The 18,502-nt window shown below is 71.6% G+C and carries 14 protein-coding genes; 6 read left to right on the top strand and 8 right to left on the bottom strand.

Going from position 1 to position 18,502, the window contains the following annotated elements:
- Positions 1 to 38 precede the first annotated feature (38 nt).
- Together HS99_RS33060 and HS99_RS33055 are read right to left on the bottom strand one after the other, a co-directional pair.
- Complete coding sequence (locus HS99_RS33060) at positions 39 to 992, bottom strand: hypothetical protein (protein WP_030558208.1); 954 nt, start codon at positions 990 to 992, stop codon at positions 39 to 41.
- Positions 993 to 2,204: 1,212 nt separating this feature from the next.
- Positions 2,205 to 2,741 (bottom strand): hypothetical protein, encoded by a 537-nt coding sequence (locus HS99_RS33055; protein ID WP_030558209.1) that lies wholly within the window; start codon positions 2,739 to 2,741, stop codon positions 2,205 to 2,207.
- Positions 2,742 to 3,625: 884 nt separating this feature from the next.
- Between HS99_RS33055 and HS99_RS33045 the strand changes: the two genes are divergently transcribed.
- Complete coding sequence (locus tag HS99_RS33045; RefSeq protein WP_232790733.1) at positions 3,626 to 5,461, top strand: virginiamycin B lyase family protein; 1,836 nt, start codon at positions 3,626 to 3,628, stop codon at positions 5,459 to 5,461.
- Positions 5,462 to 6,121: 660 nt separating this feature from the next.
- Here HS99_RS33045 and HS99_RS33040 read toward each other — a convergent pair.
- Both HS99_RS33040 and HS99_RS44305 read right to left on the bottom strand, forming a co-directional pair.
- Positions 6,122 to 6,739: a hypothetical protein gene (locus HS99_RS33040; RefSeq protein ID WP_063737980.1), complete on the bottom strand. Its 618-nt coding sequence runs from the start codon at positions 6,737 to 6,739 to the stop codon at positions 6,122 to 6,124.
- Positions 6,720 to 7,658 carry a hypothetical protein gene (locus tag HS99_RS44305; RefSeq protein ID WP_141763864.1) on the bottom strand — a complete coding sequence of 313 codons (939 nt, stop codon included), beginning with the start codon at positions 7,656 to 7,658 and terminating at the stop codon, positions 6,720 to 6,722. Before HS99_RS44305 ends, HS99_RS33040 begins: the two co-directional genes overlap by 20 nt.
- A 561-nt stretch (positions 7,659 to 8,219) precedes the next feature.
- On the opposite strand from HS99_RS44305, the gene HS99_RS33035 reads away from it, so the two are divergent.
- Entirely contained in the window at positions 8,220 to 9,092 is an 873-nt protein-coding gene (locus HS99_RS33035; protein WP_046387203.1) for an aldo/keto reductase family oxidoreductase, read from the top strand.
- Between the two features lie 307 nt (positions 9,093 to 9,399).
- Here the strand turns inward: HS99_RS33035 and HS99_RS33030 are convergent, their stop codons facing one another.
- Entirely contained in the window at positions 9,400 to 10,422 is a 1,023-nt protein-coding gene (locus HS99_RS33030; RefSeq protein WP_072656168.1) for a helix-turn-helix domain-containing protein, read from the bottom strand.
- 332 nt (positions 10,423 to 10,754) lie between these two features.
- Between HS99_RS33030 and HS99_RS45980 the strand changes: the two genes are divergently transcribed.
- The 4 genes from HS99_RS45980 (at position 10,755) to HS99_RS33010 (ending at position 13,528) form a co-directional block, all read left to right on the top strand.
- Complete coding sequence (locus HS99_RS45980) at positions 10,755 to 10,979, top strand: peptidoglycan-binding domain-containing protein (RefSeq protein ID WP_050366278.1); 225 nt, start codon at positions 10,755 to 10,757, stop codon at positions 10,977 to 10,979.
- Positions 10,980 to 11,085: 106 nt separating this feature from the next.
- Entirely contained in the window at positions 11,086 to 11,307 is a 222-nt protein-coding gene (locus HS99_RS47260; RefSeq protein WP_030558293.1) for a hypothetical protein, read from the top strand.
- 578 nt (positions 11,308 to 11,885) lie between these two features.
- Positions 11,886 to 12,287: a hypothetical protein gene (locus HS99_RS33015; RefSeq protein ID WP_030290182.1), complete on the top strand. Its 402-nt coding sequence runs from the start codon at positions 11,886 to 11,888 to the stop codon at positions 12,285 to 12,287.
- 260 nt (positions 12,288 to 12,547) lie between these two features.
- Positions 12,548 to 13,528: a hypothetical protein gene (locus tag HS99_RS33010; protein ID WP_030290183.1), complete on the top strand. Its 981-nt coding sequence runs from the start codon at positions 12,548 to 12,550 to the stop codon at positions 13,526 to 13,528.
- 23 nt (positions 13,529 to 13,551) lie between these two features.
- Here the strand turns inward: HS99_RS33010 and HS99_RS33005 are convergent, their stop codons facing one another.
- From HS99_RS33005 to HS99_RS32995, 3 genes are all read right to left on the bottom strand, one after another.
- Complete coding sequence (locus tag HS99_RS33005) at positions 13,552 to 15,903, bottom strand: DEAD/DEAH box helicase (protein WP_051835690.1); 2,352 nt, start codon at positions 15,901 to 15,903, stop codon at positions 13,552 to 13,554.
- Between the two features lie 124 nt (positions 15,904 to 16,027).
- Positions 16,028 to 16,735, bottom strand: a complete 708-nt coding sequence (locus HS99_RS42870) for a hypothetical protein (protein ID WP_030290185.1) — start codon at positions 16,733 to 16,735, stop codon at positions 16,028 to 16,030.
- The coding region (locus HS99_RS32995; RefSeq protein WP_063737978.1) for a hypothetical protein at positions 16,732 to 18,502 on the bottom strand (1,771 nt) is incomplete at its 5' end. The genes HS99_RS42870 and HS99_RS32995, both read right to left, overlap by 4 nt.

The following is an 18,502-nucleotide window of genomic DNA, read 5'->3' as shown; positions in this document are numbered from 1 at the left end:
CAGGCAACCGACGCCCGGCGGCCGTCACTGCAGACCGGTCAGCCCTGTTCCATGGGGAAGAGCGTCTCGTTTGGTTGCCGAGCAGCGGGGAGAACAGCGGCGCTGGAGGGGTTGCGCAGCTGGGGCAGCTCCATCATCAGGGTGATCAGGTCGACTGGCGGGGTGTGGCCTCCGGAGCGCTTGCGGAGGAACTCCTTGAGGTGGACCTTTCGGGCCGGGATCGTACGGGCCCCGTCAAGAGCACCGCTGGCGACCAGTTCGTCGGCGAGTTCGGGCAACTGGGTCATGTACTCACTGAAGATGGCGTCCGCGGCTTCTTCGATGGCGCTGATCGCCTCCTGGATCGCGCGCGTTCGAATCCGGCGCGCCTCGAAGTCCATTTCGTCCGGACGTGGCACCAGCCGATCGGCTGCGCGGCGTCGGGCCTGGGGATCCTTGGCCTCGCGGAAGGTCGGATCGTCCTGCAGTAGTCGCGAGATTCGCGTGACCTCCGCCTGCTCGTCCCTCGCTCGGCTCGTACGGATCTGCTCGACCATGTCGTTCTTCTCGTCCTGGGCCTTCTCGGCGTCGTCCGCGAGGGCCGCCGCCCATGAGGCAAGGCGTGACCAGAACACGGCGACGCCGTCCAGGACGACGCACAGCTGCACGTCCACGATCTGGCCGTCGTGGCGCCTGGCTCGACGCCGTACCCGTTCGACCGCCTTCACGCTGGCGGTCTCGGCCTCCGACAGGGCGTCAGGGTCGTCGTCGTCCTCGGGGAAGGCGCCGGCCAGGAAGGCATCGGCGTCGAAGGCGGTCGTGCGGTGGAACAGCACCCGGGCGCCGGCCGCACGGGCGAGGCCACAGAACTCGTCCACCGTCATCGCCTCGCCGTCCACCTCCGCGCGACCTGGGTGGTCCTCCGGTACGGCCGGGACCATGTGCAGGCCGTACTCACCGGCCAGGACAGGCAACCGCTCACACAACTCAACGAGAACAGCGTCACCCTTCACCTCTACACCTTTCCTTGATCACTCAACGCATGCTCTTCATGACCATAGGTGAAGAGTCTGACGCTACGTCACCCATTCAGCGGGCAGCCGAATGGTGGAATCAGGGATGCGGACAGACCACACCCGACGCCGTCCGCACCCGGGAAGCGGCTGACCGCCTCGACCACGCCGAAGGACCGAAGGTCGGCACCCCCGGCTCGGCGTCAGCGCCGCAGCCGGTCAAGCCAGGCCGCCAGGCAGGGCCCACCAACAAGCGCCGCAGGCCCCACCACAACCCGACGGCGCACCCCCACCCCCACCCCCACCACCAGGAGGACAGGGGCGCGCAGAGAGGGATGTCGGTATTACCGGCCACCTTGGTTGGCCCTGTGAGCTGCGCAGATGCCACCCCGCGCCCGGGCCGGGGGTGCTGGCATCAGGAGCTACATCAGGAGCTGCATCGGGAGGCCCGGGAAGGGCCGTTCCCGGGCCGCGTGGAGGCCGGACCGCCCTTGGGCCGGACGGCGCGTCAGGGCACGGCGGTCGCCGTCAGGGGCCGCTTGTGGGGCATCGATCGGGCCGGGGGGCGGTGCCGGATCCGGTCGACGTCGACAGTCCAACCGGACCGGGGGAGGGCCTGGCGAAGGATCGCCGCCGATCCGGCCCCACGGGGCCCGGGGGCGTCCGGCGTTCGCCGGGCGCTCACCAACCATTACGGCCCCGCAGGGTCAGACCCCTGCCGGCCGGACCGTCACCCACCACCGCCCCACCACCTACCAGCAAGCCGGGAAAGGGATGGACAGAAGGGGTCGTCGTATTTTCCGGCCGTCCAAAAATGGCCGCTGAGCTGCGGAAACGCGCGGACGCGGCCGGGAGCGGCGGGGTACGTACGGTGGTACCTGCGGTGGTGCCGTCGGTGCCGCCTACGGTGGCACCTGCGGTGGTGTCTACGTGGAACCGGCGCGGTACCGGGACCGCCGTGGGCCGGCTGGTCGGCGCGGACGGCTTCGCCGGACGCGCCGAAGAACCACCGGCCCGCCGCAGGCGCGAACCCCGAACCGAACCGACCTACCTCCACCAAGACAAGGACAGGAGAAGGGTTGTCGGCACTTCCGGCCCACCCAAAACAGCCCCCGACATGCGGTGATGCCGTGCCGGGCCGGATCACCATGCACTCACAAGACCACTCACAAGGCACCCCACGAGACCACTCACAAAACGCGGCGCTGCGGGTCAGGTCAGCTGCTGGTTGCGGGCGGCACGGAGCAGGGCGACGGCGTGGAGCGCGTCGGTGGAGAGCCAGGGATCGCCGTCGGTGGCGTCGATGATCAGGCGGCCCTGGATGTAGGTGCCCCGGCCGTCGCCGAGCGCCTCGACCCAGCCGAGCAGCCGGCGGTTCGGGTCGCGGACGGCGAACAGGTCCGACGTGCTGTCCCAGCCCTCCACCGCCAGGTCGCTCCCCTCGATGCTCCAGGTGGAGTTCGGGGCCCCCAGGCCGCGGGCGAGCGGCGAGGAGGAGGTGCGCTCAGACGCCAAGGCCAGCTGCAGTTCCTGCGGCAGGGTGTCGACCGGTTGCGGCTGCTGCGCGACGGACGCGGCCTGGTCTGTTTCGACGCGCGGGGAAACGGTGGAGCGGGCGGCGGCCGGGCCGGCGCCGTTTGTTTCGACGCGCGGGGAATCAAGGCGGGCGGCGGCAGGCTCCGGGGCGGGCGCCTGGGCACGGGCCCGCTCGCTGCGCAGCCGGGCGGAGGTCATCTCGTAGCGCAGCACGTGGGCTTTGCGCAGGATGCGCTGTGTGGCGCCGGTGAGGCTGGTCTCCAGGAGTGCGAGGGCCTGGTTGCAGCGCGGGTCGTCGCCCTCGCCGCGGCGGGCCTGTTCCAGGTGTTCCAGGAAGCGGGCGGTGCTGCGCTGTACGGCGGTGGCGAGTTCCAGGAGCTCGTGGTGGCCGGTCTCACCGGTGGCCGGGATTTCGACGCGCGAGGTAACAAGGGCGTCGGCGACGGCGGCGCCATCAACCTACGCCCTCGCTCGTCAGGCGCGGTACCGCTCGGCGTTGCTGGAGGCGGCTGGCAGCGCGCGGGCTCCCGATCGGTTCGGAAGCCGACTCGATCCGCTGGAGAGCGCGGTGCTGGCCAGTCCCCCGGCTGCAGCCCTCCAAGCCGTACTCGAAGAGGTCCTCGCGGTGGCGGCGCGCGCCCAGGCGGTGGCGTGAACCTCGGCGCCGGGGGCCTGTCGGCATCAGTCGGCGGCTTCCTGGTGCGGCGTGATCGGTTGGGTGGTGGATTGGTCCGATTGGGTGAAATCGCGTCAAGGGCTGGTGTCGTATTGCCTATTTCGGGTTAATAGTGGTGACCGTTTTTCCGGTGGGTTGCCCATCTCTCCGGGGATAGAGGCAACCCCTGTGTGCGTGGTATGCGTAGGCGGGTCCTTCTCTCTGTCCCGGTGTGCAAGCGGTGATCCGGTTCGCGTATACCGGCGCCGTGCGGCGCGGGCCCCGGTGGGATTTCTTGGGTGGCCCTCTCAGCCCAGAGAGGTTTGCCATGGAGCCGAACACGGGTTGGTCGGGAGCTCCGGCGATAGTCTGCGGGGTTCGGCCGGTTGTACCGGCGGGTGGATCCCAGGTGCCCGCTGTACGGGGGCCTGTGGCGCCGCTGTTGAGTGCGGCGTTCTCCACGGTGACGATCCCGGCGGGCACGAGCCCGCTCGCGGTGGCGGTGGCGCCGAACGGCAACGTCTACGTCGGCAACAACAATTCGAACAACGTGACGGTGATCAGCAGCGTCTCGAACGCCGTCCTGGCCACCGTCCCCGTCGGCTCGAACCCGGCGATGATCGCGGTGGCGCCGAACGGCAACGTCTACGTCACCAACCAGAGCTCGAGCAACGTGACGGTGATCGACAGTGCCACGAACACCGTCCTGACCACCGTCGCCGTCGGCGGGGGCCCGTTCGCGGTGGCGGTGGCGCCGAACGGCAACGTCTACGTCGCCAACTCCACTTCGAACAACGTGACGGTGATCAGCAGCGTCTCGAACACCGTCCTGGCCACCGTCCCCGTGGGCGCGGTCCCGGACGCGGTGGCGGTGGCGCCGAACGGCAACGTCTACGTCGCCAACCGGAATGACAACACCGTGACGGTGATCAGCAGTGCCACGAACACCGTCCTGACCACCCTCCCCTCCGGTGGTTTCCCGGGCTTCGCGGCGGTGGCGCCAAACGGCAACGTCTACATCGCCAACCAGACCTCGAACAACGTGACGGTGATCGACAGTGCCACGAACACCGTCCTGGCCACCGTCCCCGCCGGCATTGTCCCGGGGGTGATCGCGGTGGCGCCGAACGGCAACCTCTACGTCACCAACACCGTTTCGAACAACGTGACGGTGATCAGCAGCACTACGAATACCGTCCTGGCCACCGTCGGCACCGGCGCCGGCCCGTTCGGGGTGGCGGTGGCGCCGAACGGCAACGTCTACGTCGGCAACTCCAATTCGAACAACGTGACGGTGATCAGCAGTGCCACGAACACCGTCGTGGCCACCGTCCCCGTCGGCGCGTTCCCGTTCTCGGTGGCGGCGGCGGCGAACAGCAACGTCTACGTCACCAACGCCAATTCGGCGAACGTGACGGAGATCTCGCCGTTGACGGTGACGACCTCACCGGCGTCGCCGAGGTGCGGGCAAGCGGTGACATTCAGCATTTCCGGGGGAACTCCGAACGGGACAGCGGTGGTGAACTTCGGGGACGCCAGCCCCACGGTCACCGCCGCCCTGGACGCCACCGGGAGCGGGCAGACCACCCACACCTACACCGCCGGTACGTTCACCGCGACCGTGAACGGCAACCCCACCCCCGTCACCGTGAGCCCCAACCCCACAACGCCGACACTGTCGGTGACGCCGAACCCCTCCAGCTGTGGGCAGAGCGTGACCGTGTGCGCCACCATCACCCCGGCACCAGGCACCACCTCAGTGCCGATGGGCACGGTCACCTTCACCCTCCCCAACGGCCAGAGCCAGATGATCCCCGTGAACGGCGTGGGGCAGGCCTGCTTCACCACCACCGCCCTGACCACCGGCACCCTCACCGCCGCCTACAGCGGTGACAGCTGCTTCACCGGCTCCACCGCCAGCACTCCCGTCACCGTGACACCCAATCCCACAACGCTGACCGCGCAACCAAGCACGATCCGGCTCCGGCTGACCCCGCTGCCGGAGTTCTACATCCCCACCCTCAGTGCCACCCTGACGACCACCTCGGGGATGCCGGTGGCTGGTCAGCCGGTGACCTTCACCGCCATCACGCTCTTCGGCCCGGTCAACCTCGGTACCGCCGTCACCGATGCCAGCGGCACCGCCACCATCCACAACGCCATCGTCCCCGTCTTCACCGTCGCCACCCCCTTCTACACCGCCACATTCGCCGGCACCGCCTGCTACACCGCCTCCACCGCCCACGGCATCCTCCTGTTCATTCCCCTCCCGTCCTGACCTCATTGGCTCCGGCAACCGCTGTCCTCCCCTCCACCGCATGCGGGCCGGCGGTGTCAGGTCAGCGTCGTCGCCGGTGCTCCAACCGGGCGAGGATGGCCTGCAGGACGAGCTCCTCCAGGGGCGGACACGGCCCTCGACGACCAGCCGGCGATTGCCGGCGGTGCGGTGCGCCTCATCCACGACGACCAGGTCCCACGCGGGCAGGCCGTGCAGCTGGTGAGCCTGGACGATCCGCTCCAGGGACGCGTAGGTCGCGTACACGGTGACCGGCTCGCCGGGCCTGGCGGAGGCGACCAGGTCGGCGATCCGCGCGGCCTGCGTCGACACCTGCGCCCGGATCCGGCCACCCGCCTCCGCGCTCTCCAGCGCCTCCTCACGGGAGCAGGCCGCCACCGCCAGGCCCCGGCGTCCGCCGTTCAGCAACCAGGCCTCCGCCGTCTGCGTGGTACGAGCGGCACCGGACCCTCCAGCTCCCGGCGGGCAAGGCAACGGGGGGCTTGACCGGGCAGGTAGCGTCCCGAGTACTCGACGCCCAGGTCGGCACCGTCGTTTACCGAGTCCATGAGCGCTACTGGGCCGTCCGTCGTCCAGATGCCGCAGTCCTCCCAGCGCGTGACGGGTCCGCCAGGACGCGGTCGGCCGCAGTGACCAGCCCGGCTACAAGGGCGTGCAGGTCTGGTACTTGCCGCGCAAAGACGAGGCAGCGGCGCTGGCCACGTCGGTTCGAGGGCCGGCTGCGCAATCCCGGAGGAACTCTTGAACCCGGGGGCCCGGCCATCCCGCTGCGGCGGCCGCGGCCCAGAACCGAAGGCCATCGTGGGGGCCCAGGGGGCCGAGGAGATCGAGAACGTGGTCGATCGTGGTTGTGTCCGGGCGCAGCCGCTGCATGGCGACAGCGCGCAGGGCGCCGTCGGCGAGCATCGGTGTGCCGCTGTCCAGGCACCAGCGCAGGGAATCGGCTGTGGCTTCGGGAGCACTCAGCCGCATGATGGCGTCGCCGAGCGCGGTGTACACCATGGTCGCCTCGAACGGGCGCTGGGCAAGGTCCCGGAGCAGGCCGAGCGCGGGACGGTGCCCGCACATCCCCAGTGCCATGACCATCTGGTACTGGGTCTCCCACGTACGGGGGTCGCGCACCTCCCGCTCAAGGGCGTCCAGGAGCGGCGGCCCCGCTACGGGATCGGCAAGCCGGCGCAGCCGTGTCGCGGCGGAACGCCGCTTCGGCGAAAGCCGGTGGCCGAGCTGCTCCACCGCCTCATCCAACGTCAACGCCATCGCGGTCCCTGTCTGCTCGGCTTCGTTCCCGGCGCAGCGTAGGGCCCCGTACCGACAGTGCCTGCCGGGTGGCTGGGGGAAGCGCGCGCTCCGGTGTTCTGGGCCGAGGGGGGAACCGATCGATGGATGCGGCCGGACGGTTGGCGTGGGTGTACTCGTCCGCGATGTTGAAGACGCTGGCGCACACCGGGCATTGCGCGTCGCCGAAGAGGTGGGCGATCCCGTCGGCGAGCGCCTCCTGCCCGTCGCGGACCGCGATCCGGTGCATCCACCGGCCGGTCCCGGTGAGCTCTTCGGCAACGGCCGGTCGCAGTTCCCGTCGCAGCTCCTCGTCACCGTCCCACACCTGCGAGTAGCACCCGAACCGGCCGACGGCGATCTTCATCCCCGCACCGCAGTGCGGGCACTCCAGCTCGTAGATGTCGTCCGCGAAGCCCTCCAGGACGTTCACCCAGTGATACTCCTGCGCGACGGCGAGCAGAGCGCGGAAGGAAACAAGGTAGTCAGCCGGCCGCGACCGCAGGTGCCGGTCCAGCACCTCGCCGAACTCCGCGATCGTGCCCGCGCAGTCCGCCAGCAGGTCGTCGCAGCCGTGGTACGCAGCCGCGCGCTCGAGGATCCGCCCCGCCACGGCGCGCGCGTGCGCGCTACACGGCGCGAGGCTCACCAGCCGCGGCAGGGCAGCGAAGCCTGCCGGAAAGACCAGGTCGCCCTCGAGGACGAGCCGCCAACCCAGCTCCTGCCCCGCATCCGCGTCGTCCCAGCGCTCCAGCCGCGCCACAAGTGCCGGGACGCGATCGACCTCGAAACCGCTGTCGCCTACGCGCTCCCAGTCCACCACCCCGGTATTGAACACCGGACACCCGACATCCGGAGCCGGGCTCTGCACGCCGGCGGTTGGCATAGGGATCTGCATCATGATGTCACCGGGCGACGTCCCCTGATGTCACCACACATCCGCGCCCCGGTGACACCCACGACTCCCCCGCCCCCACACGCCATCACCAACAAGGGCCAGTGACATCAGCTGATTCCCAAGTGACAACAAACCGCAGATTCGCAGATGATATGGCGTAAATCCCCAGAAGAAGCGTCTCCCCCGGGGCCGGGGGCCCCTGCCGGGGCCTCCACCACCCACCCGTTCGGCGGCCTCCCCGGGCAGGCCTCCCTAGGGCCCTGCCGCCCCGTGCCGGGGCGGGGCGTCGAAGATGCAAGAGCTGTCACCGACCCGGCCCCCGCACCACCCCCGGAATCAGGCCAGGGAGCTGCCCGGGAAACAGCCCACCAACCGTCACAACCCACCCGGCCTTGGCCTGTGCCCTTTGCTGAGCCGCCGTCATCGTCGCCATGGACCGTTCTCCTGACCCGCGGGTGCCTTACGCACTGCGAAGTGCCTACTTCCTGATGAGGAGCTACGCACCAATAGTGGTGCAAGGCGCCGAGAACACCACCATCCTCTGCCCGATGCGAAAGGCACACCATGCGCACCTCCTCCGCCCCGCTTCCCGGCGGCACCTGGGCCCTGGGCGACCTGACCGTCACCCGGTTCGGCTACGGCGCCATGCAGCTCGCCGGCCCCTGGGTCATGGGTCCGCCCGCCGACCACGACGGCGCACTCGCCGTCCTGCGCGAGGCCGTCGGCCTCGGTATCACCCACATCGACACCGCCGACGCCTACGGGCCGCACGTCACCAACCAGCTGATCCGCGAAGCGCTGCACCCGTACTCCGACTCGCTGCACATCGTGACCAAGGTCGGCGCGACCCGCGACCAGGAGGGAGGCTGGCCCCCGGCACGCAGGCCCGACGAGCTGCGCCGGGCCGTCATCGACAATCTGGAGGCCCTCCGCCTCGACACGCTGGACGTGGTCAACCTCCGGCTCGGTGACGCCCAGGGACCCGTGCCGGGTTCGCTCGCGGAGGCGTTCGGGACGCTCGTCGACCTCCAGCGGCAGGGATTGATCCGGCACCTCGGCGTGAGCAACGCGACAGCGGAACAGGTCGCCGAGGCACGCTCGATCGCGCCGATCGTGTGCGTGCAGAACATGTACAACCTCGCCCACCGCCACGACGACGAGCTCATCGACGAACTCGCCGAGCATGGCATCGCCTACGTGCCCTTCTTCCCCCTCGGCGGCTTCACCCCGCTGCAGTCCTCGGCGCTCACGGCCGTAGCCTCCCGGCTGGACGCGACGCCGATGTCGGTCGCCCTGGCCTGGCTGCTGCGGCGCTCGCCGAACATCCTGCTGATCCCTGGCACCTCGTCGGTGGCGCACCTGCGCGAAAACGTCGCCGGCGCGGGACTCCCGCTCTCCGACGACGATCTCGCCGAGCTCGGCAAGATCGGCTGCTGATTCCACGGCGCTCCCCAGCGGGTGGGCCGCAGCGGCCGCGGGGCGCTCGGGGCGGCGGCGCCGCGCGTCGATCCCACGGCGGCTCGGTCAGCCGTGCTGGAAGAACGGGCACAGGTCTCCCAGTGATCACGGAGGCCTGTGCCCGCCTCACTACCGGGAACCCCACCGCGCCGATCCGCGCAGCCTCCTAGGAGCGAGAGCAGCTGCCGATGCCGACGGGCACGTGCCGGAATGTGGGCCAGTTCCTTGGAGCGCCCCGTGTGCGCCCAGACGATCTCGTTGTCGGGGTAGTGCGCGAGGATCTCCGTCAGTTCGTCTCCGCCTGCAGCGTCCGCGTTGCGCTCTGCGCGGCATGTTCCACTCCGCCTTGCAGGAGGACTTCGCCCAGCAGTGTGATGTGGTGCAGCACTGTGCCGCCTTGTCGCTGTTTGGTGGTGAGGCCGGCGTCGGCCAGGATGCTGGCGTGCTGGCTGGCAGTGGCCGGGGCGATGCCGAGCGCGGCGGCCAGGTCGCTGGTGCTGAGCGGGCCGCCCGTGGCCAGGGTGTCGAGCGCGACGGCCCGGGTCCGGCCCAGCAATGCGGTCAGCGCCGGTGGCGGGCCGACCCGGTCATCCGTGAGCAGCAGCCGGTCGGCCGGCAGGGGGTAGATGAGCACGGGCGGGTCTTCCGGACGCTCGAAGCCGGCGATCACCAGGCGGCCGGACGCGAAGACGGCCGGCTGAAGCACCAGGCCGCGACCCGCCAGGGGAAGCTCGGTCACGCAGGGCGACGACATCGGCAGGCTCAGGACAGGTGGCTTCCACCGGGCGGCCGGGTGCAGTGTGGCCAGTACCGCGTTCAGGCCCCCGGTGGCCAGCTGCCTCGTCCGGTACTGGTGCTCCGCGGCCACCACAGCGTCGATCTGCTCCCAGTACGGCGTGATTGCCGCCGACTGGTACTCCGCCGTGAGGTCGCCGAGCAGCACACGCGACCGGTGGTCACCGTTCGCCAGATCCCTGGCGAACGGTGTCAGCCGGCGCAGGCGGCCCAGCCCTCGCAGATAGCCGCGACCGTCCCGGTCCATCCCGTCCGCCGTGGCCTCGGCCGTGTCCCGGCCCTCTGGCCGCGCGATCAGGAATTCCGGAAGGTCGGTCGCCGCGAACAGGTCGAACAGCATGGCCGAACGCGGCTTCCAGCGCCGCCCGAGTTGCTCGTGCCACTTCCCGAGCCTGCTCTCCGGCCGGCGGGTCGCCAGCAGGTGGAGACTCAACGACAGTTCCGCGGACATGTCGGCGGCCGGCGCGACCCGGGTGAGCGCCAGATCCCGGTCGGTGAAACGGATCCTCAACACCTGCTGATCCTGGACCCCGTCGGGCAGCCGCGGCAAGGGATTCGTCGAGAGACGAATCCCTTGGCCCAGGAGGCGAGGTGACGCATCGTCATCGGCAGCGAGAGACCCCAACGGCCCCGCAACGGCTCCGGGCGACCCGCTGCAGAGCCGGGAACTGACAGATTTCCATCTCATCGAGAGCGAAGGTTGCCATGCTCAAGCGAAACCTTGCCCGCCTTGGCGCGCTGGCCGGCGTGGCCGCACTTGTGACTGCGGCCACTCTGGGAACGGCCAGCGCCTCGACGTCGGCGCCGTCCCTCAGCCTCGGGTCGAGCGGGGCGGGTGTCTGGTGCGTGCAGCACGACATCAACGACATCCTCCACCTCGGCCTGTCGGAGGACGGCCAGTTCGGACCGGCCACCCAGGCTGCCGTGAAGACCTTCCAGGCCAACTGGGGCCTGCAGCAGGACGGCATCGTGGGACCCCAGACGGGCAACTACCTGTTCTACTACGGGGACTCCTACTACAACGGCACCGCCAACGGCTACTGCTACTCGCACCTGCCGACGACGTGGTGAGCACCCGGTGAGCACCCGCGGCCCCGCCCCGCTCCCGATGGGGGCGGGGCCACACGACTGCGTCGGGACCGCGAAGCCCGCCTCATCGGCCCCACCATCGAACTCCGTGGCCGGGTCGTCGAGCGACATCACCCACACGTGTGCGGCGCTCCCGGCGACCGCGATCCCGTGGGCGGCGAGCGGCACGGGAACCGGGCCGGTGCCGGTCTCGCCGGAGGACGACCGGGCCTACGGGTGCTCGACCTGGGACGGCTCCCAGCGGTTCGTCGACACCCCGGTGGCCGCCCCGCCCGCTCCCGGCGCGCCGCCGCGCAGCGCGCAGGGGTGAAGAGGATCCAGTGGCCCCAGGTGGTGAAGGCCAGGATGAGGGAGAGGACCGTGACGATCCCGCACGTGCTCCCGGTCAGGAGGCACTCCCAGGGTGAGGGTGGTGGGCCGATCCAGCAGCCTTTCCGTGTGCTCCCCGGGAGCGCGATGGCGATCGAGGCCACCGGGGCGACGGGGAGGGCCTGGCGGATGACGGTGGCACGGTTGACGGCTCGGTGCCCCAGGGATTCCAGCCTTGCGCAGCGTGACCACCCTGATGCCGGCGCCGCGCGCAGGAACTCGCCGTCACCGTGCCGCAGGCCGGCCGGGCGAAGGCCTGGCACCTCACCGCGTCCGGCTCCGCCGTCACCGCCACCTTTCCCGAGGCCTTGCGGGTGGAGGTGAGGATGAACAGCACCCTCCGGCCGTAGTGCACGGCGGAGACGACCAGCGGAGGGTTGTCGTGGCCCATGTCCTCCTGGTTGACGCGCTTGCGGCTGATCTTTCAGGATTCGCCGCCCCTGGCGCGGTACGTGGCCGATGATGTGATCTGTCCGGCGCCGGGATGGGCGGGCCGGAGCCGGGGGAAAGGGACCGCTTGTGGAGATCGTCAGCAGCACCGGACTGGACGGCCTGCCCTGGCCGGAACTGCTGCCCGACCGAAGCCCCGTGCTGGTCTTCCCCGCGCACCCCGCACGCCTGCCCGTCCCCGAGGACGGCTGGGCCGGCTGCGACGCCGCCCGCACCTTCCCGGCCGCCCCGCAGCCCGGCTGGTCCGCCGTCATGACCGGCACCCGGCTGACCATCCACCGCCCGGGCGGTGCGATCTGGTTCGACGGCGAGATCACCGCCACCCGGGAATGGCACCGCCGCCTGCGCGACCAGCACACCCTGCTGCTGATCACCGGCGCCTTCACCAGCGCCTTCGACCTGCGCCCGGCCGCCGCGGCCGGCCGGCTCCTGCTGCTCACCGCCCCGGTCGGGCACACCGACAACCCCTGATCCGAGCAGGCACGACCCGCCCCCTCGGTGACGGGGCGTCAGCAGGCCCCGTAGCCGGAGTCCGGTTGAGGCAGCCGGCCAGATCGTGGCGGTGGGCCGGGGCATGCCGGTCGAGGACCGCGACGGGCCGGACGGCTCGGCACGGGCCGCACGTTCTGTGGCAATTCGCCCACCATCTGTCATGTCCATGACTATCATGGGCGGGGCGCCACGCCCGATGCACGCCCGCCGAAGACGTCCATCTCACACCTGGAGACCTCGTGAATTCCACCGTTTCCCGGCGACAGCGCCTGTACGCTCCCACCGCCGCCGGCCTTGCACTGTTGTGTTCCGTCGCCCTCGGCGCCGCGACACCGGCGCAGGCCTTCAGCGGGGACAACCACGAGAAGGTCACCCGGGCCGCCCTGGGACCCGGGGGCTGGCACCCGAACTCGCTGACGGCGATGGCGGACGGGAACTCGGGCGCGATCGTCGCCAACGACCACGGCGAGTACTTCGGCATCGGCAAGCTCCACTGCGACAACGCCGACTACCTCGACCCCCGGTACGACAGCCGCTACCCCCGCACCCGTGCGCAGGCCGATGCCGAGATCATCGACTGCGTCGAGGGCTCCGTCGACCACGTCAAGCGGGCCCTGGCCGCCGCGGACCGGCTGGTCGACGCGAAGGGGCACGTCATCGCCGCCCAGACCTCCATCTCCCCTGCCTGCGCATGGAACGACCAACCGGGACGGGCGAAGTGCGAGGTACTGGAGGACCTGGGCCGCGGCTGGCACCAGATCGAGGACTTCTACGCCCACAGCAACTGGGCCGACCAGGCCGCCCCGGGAGCCGTCGGCGCCAGGAACCCCCCGGGACTGGGAAGGACCGACCTGCCCGCGTTCTTCTCCATCGCCCGCTACAGCTCCATGAACCGGGCCGACTGGGTCAAGGACGCCACCCGCCACATCCCGCACGACCTGGCCACCGGCTGCTACCCGGACCGCGACCACACCGGGACGGTCTCCAACTGCGCGAACCGCGTCACCCACGACGGGGTACTGAACAAGGACACCAAGGACAGCCCCCGCTCGGCCGTCGGCCACAACTTCGACCGCGCCTACGATCTCGCCGTCAAGGACATCGCCCGCCAGTGGAAGGAGTTCAAGGACGAGCTCCAGCACAGGTACCCCGACAACGGCCGGGCCCAGGCAATGATCTGCGCCATCACCCATGACCACCCGGACAGGACCTGCGGCTGACCCGCCACCAGGAGGACGACGGGTCAGCCGGTGACGGTCTCGGCGTGCCGGTGGAGGGCGTCCAGGAGGGCGGCCTGCCGGTCGGTCAGCTTGCCCTCGGTTCGAGCCCTGGCCTGTTTGCGCAGCCAGGTGCCGGGGCGGAAGGTGGGGTCGGCCTCGCCGCCGGTGCGGTTGGCGGGGCCGGTGAGGGTGCCGCCGGCGGTGAGGTAGGCGAGCAGGCGGCGGTAGGAGCGGTTCCAGTCCGGCTCCAGGCGCCACAGCTCGTCCAGCGCGTCGAGCCTGGCGACCTGGTCCTCGGTGAGGCCCGCGGCCTTGCGCTGGCGGCGCATCCAGGCGCCCACGGCGTAGTCGTCGAGCTTCGCCGTCGCCGGGATCGCGAGGTGGCCGTGCTGGTGGTGGAAGGCGGCGGCGTAGGCGGCCCCGCGTTCCCAGGCGTTGGCGTTCTTCGACCAGATCATGCCGAGCGCGTCCAGCTCGCTGACGCGGGCGGGGTCGAGCAGGCCCTGGCCGTACAGGTGGCGCTGGCGGGTGAGCCAGGAGATCAGCTCGGCGTGCGCCTGCTTGTCGGTGGGGTCGAGGTGGCCGTGCCGGAGGTGGAACACGGCGGCGACGGCGTGCATCCGCTGCCACTCGACCGCGCGCGGGTTGAAGGCGCGCAGCTTGACCGTCTGGAGGATCTGCGCGGCGTGCCGGCGGGCGTTGATCTTGAGCCACTCGATCGGCGACTCGGCGGGCGCCGGCTGCTGCTGTCCCGCCTCGCCCTCGGCCGGCGTGGCTGCGGTGGTGTGCGCGGTGCCCTGGGAGCGGTGGGCGCGCAGTTCGGTGATCCGGCCGGCGACCCGGGCGTCGTGCGCCGCCAGGGCGCGCAGGACGCGCCAGATCGTGCGGAAGGAGCCGGCTTCGATCTCGGTGTCGGCCTCGGCTTTCACGGCCTCTCCGGCGTCGCGGACCTCGGCCGGGTGCGCGGTTGCGGTGTCGTCGCCGACCTCCGGGGTGGGGAGGTAGACGGGGATGATGACCCAGGAGACCTTGCCCTGGCGGTAGGACTGGCGCAGGGCCCGGCCGACGGCCTGGACGATGTCGATCACGCTCGACTTGGGATCGGCGAAGCAGATGGCGTCCACGGCGGCGACGTCGATGCCTTCCGTCAGGAGTCGGGAGTTGCAGAGGATTCCGCACTCCTCGCCGTCCTCGCCGGTGTGGGCCCTGAACTCGGCGAACGCGGCCCGGCGTTCGCGCAGGCGGTCGGTGCCGGCCACCGCCTTCGCCCAGATCCGCTCCGGGCGCTCCGCGTCCTCCAGCAGCTGGGAGGCGTCCAGCAGGGTGCCGGCGAACTCCCGCGCCGCGGACACCCGGGAGTGGAAGGTGATGACGCGGCGCAGGCCGAGGTCGGCGACCGCGCGCAGCACCGCGATCTGCAGGGCCAGGCGCAGGAGTTCCTCGTTGGTGCGCTGGGAGCGCAGGTCGGCGACGGCCGGGAGGTTGAGCAGGTCGCGCAGGTCCTCGTCGGTGACGACGGGCACCAGGACGCGGTAGTCGGCGAGGTAGCCGTGTTCGATGCCCTGTCCGAGGGTCCAGGTGAAGCAGGTCCTGCCGTAGGTCTGCTCGTCGTCCATGGAGCAGAGGGCGGGCAGTTTCTCGGCGCCGCCGCTGTCGGCGTCGGCGAGGTCGGCCAGGCCGTCCTTCGCGCGCCGGTCGTCCGCGATCCGCGGGGTGGCGGTGAAGTACAGCCGGCGGACGGCGGGGACCTGGTCGTCGGCGTGGATCGCGGCCCACGCCTTGCCCTCGGCGCCGGCGGTGCGGTGGGCCTCGTCGATGACGACCAGGTCCCAGGCCGGGAGGCCGAAGTCGCGGTGGGCCTGGACGATCCGCTCCAGCGACGCGTAGGTGGCGTACACGGTGACCGGCTCGCCGGGCTTCTCCTGGGCGACCAGGTCGGCGATGCGTGGGGCCTGCGTGCTCACCTGGGCGTGGACGCGGCCGCCGGCCTCCGCGCTCTCCAGCGCCTCCTCCCGCGAGCACGCCGCGACGGCCAGCCCCCGGCGCCCGCCCCGCAGCGACCACGCTTCGGCGCTCTGCTCCAGCAGCTCGATCGTCGGGACCAGGACCAGCACCCGGCCGCGCGCGGCCAGGCGGCGGGCGCAGCCGGCTGCGATCAGGGTCTTGCCGGAGCCGGTCGCCGCGACGACCGTCGCGCGGCCGCCGTCCTTCACCTCGCGCACCGCGGCCGCCACCGCGTCCTTCTGGAACCGGTGCAGTGGCAGCGGGTTCACCGCGGTGGTGCCGGACGGCTGCGCCGGGAGCGGCGGCACCGGGGCCTGGGCGCGCGGTCCGGGCGGCGTGTCCTGCGCGGCGGTGGCGGTGGTGGTCTCCACGGCGGTGCGTTTCCTTCGGATGCTGAGACGGCGGGGCCGGTGCGGGCGGTGCTGTGGGAGGGGCGGGGCGGGCGGCCTCTCCCCGGGGCCGGGTCATGGGGTGGGGAGGGGCCGGCCGGACTCCCTACTGCTGCTGGGGCGGTACCCAGGCCCGGACCTCGAGGTACTGGATGTCGGCGTCCTCGACGGCGCGGCCGGTCTCCACCAGCCAGGCCTTCATGGCCTCGGTGACGTCGCCGTGGTGGTCGGCGACGCGCTGGGACCACTCGGCGGCGTCGAAGCCGCCGGTGCTGGCGGAGCCGTAGGTGCGCTCCTCGGTGCCGTCGGCGCGGGGGACGAAGCCGCGGCGCAGGCCCGGGGAGTCCTCGGTGGAGCCGGCCGACATCGTGTACTGGTCGGCCTTCATCCGGACCGTGAAGGCGAGGCGGCCGCCGGCCCGTCCGGTTTCGTGCACCACGGGCGCGAGGTGGGAGGCGCCGGACCTGATGGCCTGCTTCCCGGCGCGGCCGGCCATCGACTCGCCGGGCGCGCCGACGACGTCCTTGCCCCGCACCCGGGCCTTCTGCCCGGTCCGGGTCCGGCGGCGTTGCACGTTCTCCTGGGCGACGGCGCCGAGCGCCTCGGTGTCGCGTTCGCCGCCGCGCACCGCGCGCACGACCTGGCGCAGCGCGTTCACGAAGGCCGCGCCTTTGCCCTTGGTGAAGAACTGGGAGACGAGGGAGGCGTCGCGGCCGAGCATCCTGGCGATCTGGCGCTTGGTGTAGCCATGGTCGATCAGCTGCTGGGTCAGGCGGGCGGCTTCGTTGGGGTTGTCCGGGTCGGCCGGGCTCACTGGTCAGCTCCCGTGTGCGTGAGTTCGGCGCGGCCCAGGCCGCGCAGTGTGAGGTACTGCTCCTGGGTGGTGGGGTGCTCGACGGGGCCGGTGAGGTGGCCCTTGAGGAGGTAGTCGCCGGGCTCGCCGCGGTAGGGCCAGGGCTGGCGTTCGGTCAGGGCGATGCCGTCGGTGCCGAAGTACACGACGGTGCCGGGCTTCGCGTGGAGGGCACCGGCGTGGCCGATGACCTCCTTGCCCTGGCGGTACTTCATGTCCAGCAGCGCTGCCCGGGCTCCGGACCACACGTAGGCGGCCCACTCGGGGTGGGCGTACGGGTCGCGGGAGAAGCCGGCCTGGCGCTGCCAGGTCACGACCGTCTCGTCCTGGCCGAGGATCTCCACCCCGGCGGGGAGGGCCTCGCCGACGGGGGTGGTGCCGGAGACCAGGCGGGGGCGCTGGGCGAAGCCGCCGAGGCCGAACAGCAGCACCGACCGGACGGCGCGGGAGGCGAGGTAGGCGGCGGTGCGCTGGCGTTCGTCGGCGTGGGCGCGGGAGAGGCTGGTCAGGTCCGCCCAGGCCGACTTGAGGCGCTTGCCCCACTCGTCGAGGGGCTTGCCGTCTTCGAAGAGCAGGCCGTCGAGGACCTCGATCCGCCACGGTGCGATGTGGTTCGACAGGGCGAGGTGGACCTCGGCGCCGCCCGCCCAGGTGGTGAAGGTGGCGCCGGGCTCGGAGGGGTAGATCCAGGCCCGGTCACCGGTGACGGGGGCGGGCAGCAGGCCGACGTGGTTCCACCCGGGCGGGACGGTCACGCGCACGTTCCAGTGGGAGCAGGACATCAGGGCCTTGGTCTGCTCCTGCTCGGTCATCGCGGCGAACGCCTGCGCGGTGATGCGGCGTGGGGTGCCGACCGGGGACTTCCACAGGTGCTTGGCGTAGGCGAAGGTGCGGTCGTACTCCACCAGGGCGGGCAGCCGATCGGGCACGCGGGGCGGCAGGATCAGCTCGGTGCGGCCCTGGCCGCCGGTGGCGTGCAGCAGGCCGCGCAGTTCCTCGGACAGGACGGGGTAGCCGCCGGCCCACTTGCCGGTGGTCGGGACGGTGCGCGACCACAGGTCCCGGCCGGTCTGCGACGGGGAGCCCATCAGGACCGCGTCGTCCCAGTGGCGGCGCAGCGCCTGCCACAGCAGGGTGAACGCCTGGCGGCAGGTGACGACGTCGGCGCCGTCCGGGTCGAACCACTCCCCCATCGAGCGGATCTCCGTGGTGCCGCTGTCGGGGGCGGCGGCGGGGGCGTAGCGGCCGACGGGCTGGCGCTGGTGGACGAAGTGCCCGGCGAGCTTGTCGCGGCCGGAGCCGACGGCGGTGGTCCACCGCTCGCTGGGGGTGTTGAGCCAGGCGGCGACGGCGTCCTTGAGGGTGGAGTACCGCTCGGCGCCGTCGTGCCAGGGCGCGCCGGTGGTGATGTAGATGCGCTCGGTGCCGGGCGCGGTCGCCAGGACGGCGTCCAGGATCTCGCCCGGGGTGCGGGTGCCGAGGTCGAGGCGCACCACGCGGTCGCGCACGGCGAGGTCGCCGGTCGCGGCGTCCAGGAACACCGTGGAGCGGGCCTGCTGGGTGAAGTTCGGGCGCTTGGAGGCCAGGCCGGTGGTCGCGGCTTCGAACCGGGCGCCGGCGGGGCCTTCGGGGAGGGTGGGCAGTGCGCGCGGCCCGACAGCGGCCGGGGCGACCGGGGCGACCGGGGCCGTCGGGGTGGCCGGCGCGGCGGCGACGGGCGGGGCCGGG

The organism is Kitasatospora aureofaciens, assembly GCF_001188955.3.
Classification (GTDB): domain Bacteria; phylum Actinomycetota; class Actinomycetes; order Streptomycetales; family Streptomycetaceae; genus Kitasatospora; species Kitasatospora aureofaciens.
Note: the sequence above shows the minus strand (reverse complement) of the source record. Positions and strands in the feature narration are given on the sequence as shown.

Excerpts from the sequence above, each read along its gene's own strand:
- HS99_RS33040 (WP_063737980.1), bottom strand. The coding sequence starts at position 6,739 with ATGGCGTTGACGTTGGATGAGGCGGTGGAGCAGCTCGGCCACCGGCTT.
- HS99_RS44305 (WP_141763864.1), bottom strand. The coding sequence starts at position 7,658 with ATGATGCAGATCCCTATGCCAACCGCCGGCGTGCAGAGCCCGGCTCCG.
- HS99_RS33035 (WP_046387203.1), top strand. The coding sequence starts at position 8,220 with ATGCGCACCTCCTCCGCCCCGCTTCCCGGCGGCACCTGGGCCCTGGGC.